This window comes from Streptomyces sp. NPDC059900, assembly GCF_050270335.1.
Lineage (GTDB): Bacteria > Actinomycetota > Actinomycetes > Streptomycetales > Streptomycetaceae > Streptomyces.
This window is the reverse complement of the sequence record NZ_JBNNJZ010000820.1, coordinates 1-2,804: the sequence shown is the minus strand read 5'-3', so window position 1 is coordinate 2,804 and position 2,804 is coordinate 1. Positions and strand designations below refer to the sequence as shown.

At 71.8% G+C, this 2,804-nt stretch carries 4 protein-coding genes and 1 pseudogene; 3 read left to right on the top strand and 2 right to left on the bottom strand.

The genetic code is table 11. From position 1 onward, the window contains the following. Positions 1-193: lasso peptide biosynthesis PqqD family chaperone (locus ACQKIP_RS44435; protein ID WP_427745592.1), on the top strand; the 193-nt coding region annotated here is incomplete at its 5' end. A gap of 104 nt (positions 194-297) precedes the next feature. Then, positions 298-723 carry a lasso peptide biosynthesis B2 protein gene (locus tag ACQKIP_RS44430; protein ID WP_365853506.1) on the top strand — a complete coding sequence of 142 codons (426 nt, stop codon included), beginning with the start codon at positions 298-300 and terminating at the stop codon, positions 721-723. Between the two features lie 15 nt (positions 724-738). Here ACQKIP_RS44430 and thrS read toward each other — a convergent pair whose 3' ends face one another. Both thrS and ACQKIP_RS44420 read right to left on the bottom strand, forming a co-directional pair. Beyond that, positions 739-1,983: a threonine--tRNA ligase gene (gene thrS / locus ACQKIP_RS44425; RefSeq protein ID WP_427745593.1), complete on the bottom strand. Its 1,245-nt coding sequence runs from the start codon at positions 1,981-1,983 to the stop codon at positions 739-741. Between the two features lie 172 nt (positions 1,984-2,155). After that, positions 2,156-2,560 carry a (R)-mandelonitrile lyase gene (locus ACQKIP_RS44420; RefSeq protein WP_365853504.1) on the bottom strand — a complete coding sequence of 135 codons (405 nt, stop codon included), beginning with the start codon at positions 2,558-2,560 and terminating at the stop codon, positions 2,156-2,158. Between the two features lie 154 nt (positions 2,561-2,714). Between ACQKIP_RS44420 and ACQKIP_RS44415 the strand changes: the two are divergent. Beyond that, a pseudogene (locus tag ACQKIP_RS44415) lies at positions 2,715-2,804 on the top strand (RNA-guided endonuclease TnpB family protein); the annotation flags it as partial.

Genomic DNA, 2,804 nt, shown 5'->3' with positions numbered 1-2,804 from the left:
GCGCACCGGCCGTTACTGGCGGCTCAATGCCACAGCCGCCCTGGTACTGCGGACTCTGGAGGAAGGCGGCATGCCAGAGCAGGCAGCGGCCGAGCTGGCCGCGCGCCACCCGGCAGCCGCCGACCGCGCCCGCGACGACGTCGAGGCACTGCTGCGCACACTGCGCGAAGCCGACGCCCTGACCACGCGTTGAACACTGCTCCTGCTCCTGTTCTCGTTCCCGCTCCTCCGGCTGCCCTACGCCCCTGACAGTGACAGCGCCACTCCGTATCGGTCCGGCCCGAAGGGACGACCCCCATGAGCCATGACGTGACCCTCGCCGCCCGCGAGCCGCTGCCGCTGTCGCGGCGGCCGGCCGCCTGGCTCGCCGTCGCCGCTGCCCGGCTGCTGGCCACCCGCTCCCCGCACACGATCGGCCGCGTGCTGCGCCGGCTGCGGACGGGCGCCACCCCGGCCACGGCCTCGCAGGCACAGGCAGCCCGCGCCGCCGTCGTCACGGTCAGCCGCCGCTGCGCCACCAACACGGGATGCTTGCAACGCTCCCTGGCCGCCACCCTGCTGTGCCGGTTGCGCGGGGTGTGGCCGACCTGGTGCACCGGGGTGCGCACCCAGCCCTTCTCCGCGCATGCCTGGATCGCCGTGGAGGGCACGCCCGTCGCGGAGCAGCAGACTGCCGACTACTACACCCCGGTGCTGACCGTCCCGCCCGCAACGCGCCCCTGACGGCCCCCGCCCCAGCTAGGCGGCAGCCTCGCTCCACAGGTCGGTGCTGTGGGCACCGACGAGGGCGTTGATACGCGTGAGTACGTCGGCGGCCGGCTGCGGGGCGAGTCGGCGTCCGTCGCGCAGCCGCACGGCAACGTGATCGTCCGCGGCCTCCTTGGCGCCGATGACGGCCTGGTAGGGGACCAGGCGGGCCTCTCGGATACGGGCGCCCAGGGTGCCGCGCTCCGGTCCCGCGATCTCGGCGCGCAGCCCCAGGTCCGCACAGCGCCGGGCGAGAGCTGCGGCGTTGGGCAGTTCGGCGGCGGAGACGGGCAGGATCGCCACTTGGGTGGGGGCGAGCCAGGCGGGGAAGGCGCCGCCGTGCTGTTCGATGAGATGGGCCACGGCTCGCTCCACGCTGCCGATGATGCTGCGGTGCACCATGACGGGGCGGTGTCTGGCGCCGTCGGCGCCGATGTAGTGCAGGTCGAACTGTTCGGGCTGGTGGAAGTCGACCTGGACGGTGGACAGGGTGGACTCCCGGCCGGCGCCGTCGGCGACCTGCACGTCGATCTTGGGGCCGTAGAAGGCGGCCTCGCCCTCGGCCGCCTCGTACGGCAGGCCGGAGCGGTCCAGGACGTCGGCCAGCAGGGCGGTGGACCGCTGCCACTTGTCGGGCGCGGCGACGTACTTGCCACCGGGGCCCGGCAGGGAGAGCCGGTAGCGGGCCGGGGTGATGCCGAGCGCCTCATAGGCCCGGCGGATCATCTCCAGTGCGGCCCGCGCCTCCTCGGCGACCTGGTCCAGGGTGCAGAAGATGTGGGCGTCGTTGAGCTGGATGGCCCGGACCCGGCTCAGTCCGCCGAGCACGCCCGACAGCTCCGAGCGGTACATGCCGCCCAACTCGGCCATCCGCAGGGGCAGCTCGCGATAGCTGTGGGAGCGGGAGCGGTAGATCACCGCGTGGTGCGGGCACAGGCTGGGCCGCAGCAGGACCTGCTCGGCGCCGAGGGCCATCGGCGGGAACATGTCGTCGCCGTAGTGCTCCCCGTGCCCGGAGATCTCGTACAGCTCCCGCTTGCCGAGGATCGGTGAGTACACGTGGCGGTACCCGGCCCGCTGCTCCGCGGCGCGGATGTACTCCTCCAGGGTGTGCCGTACGGTCGCGCCGTCGGGCAGCCAGTACGGAAGGCCCGCGCCGATCAGCGGATCGGTGTCGAACAGGTCCAGTTCACGGCCGAGTTTGCGGTGGTCATGCATGGCGGTCTCCTCGCGGATATCGGGCGAGTGACCGCAAGACGAAGCCCCGGGGCACTCGCCCCGGGGCTTCGACTCAGACAGCTGTCAGCGCGCCGGGACACTCTCCGGCGTCGTCGTCACAGCAGCGCGCTTCATGCCGCCGACGATAGCGGGACGCGGCGAGGTCCGCACGGTCTTTTCCTCGCCGCCGCTACCTGTTGAGGCCATCGGTGTACTGCTCGTCGGTGACCGGTTCGAGCCAGGTGGTTCCGTCGCCCTCGGCGTCGCCGACGACCATGGCGATGTGGGCCATGAGCGTGGTGTCGGTGGCGCCGTGCCAGTGCTCCTCGCCGGGCGGGCACTTGACGGTCTGTCCGGCGCCGACGCGGATGACGTGGCCCTCGCGGGTGCCGACCAGGCCGGTCCCGTCGGTGATGTAGAGGGTCTGGCCGTTGGCGTGGGAGTGCCAGTTGGTGCGGGCGCCCGGCGTGAAGCGGACCAGGGCGGCGGCGAGACGGGCGGGTTCCGCGGGAGATTCGATCATGTTGAGGTAGACGTCGCCCGTGAAGCGATCGGCGGGGGTCTTCACCGTGGGGGAGTAGGTGATGTGTTCCATCTGTCTCCTTCGTGGGTACCCCCGCCTTGAGGCGGGGTGGTGAAACGAAGCTCCCGCGTGAGCGGGGCAGCAAGCGGCGGTTTGCCGCTGGGCGGACCGCCGTTGTCGGTGACCCGCACTAGAGTTGTCAGCGGCGTTGGAGGGGGTGGTCGCGGTGATACGCGCCTACAAGTTTCTGCTGCGCCCTACCGTGCGGCAGGCTCAATCCCTGGGCGAGATGCTGGCCGATCACTGCTCCCTCTAC

Excerpts from the sequence above, each read along its gene's own strand:
- ACQKIP_RS44430 (WP_365853506.1), top strand. The coding sequence starts at position 298 with ATGAGCCATGACGTGACCCTCGCCGCCCGCGAGCCGCTGCCGCTGTCG.
- ACQKIP_RS44420 (WP_365853504.1), bottom strand. The coding sequence starts at position 2,560 with ATGGAACACATCACCTACTCCCCCACGGTGAAGACCCCCGCCGATCGC.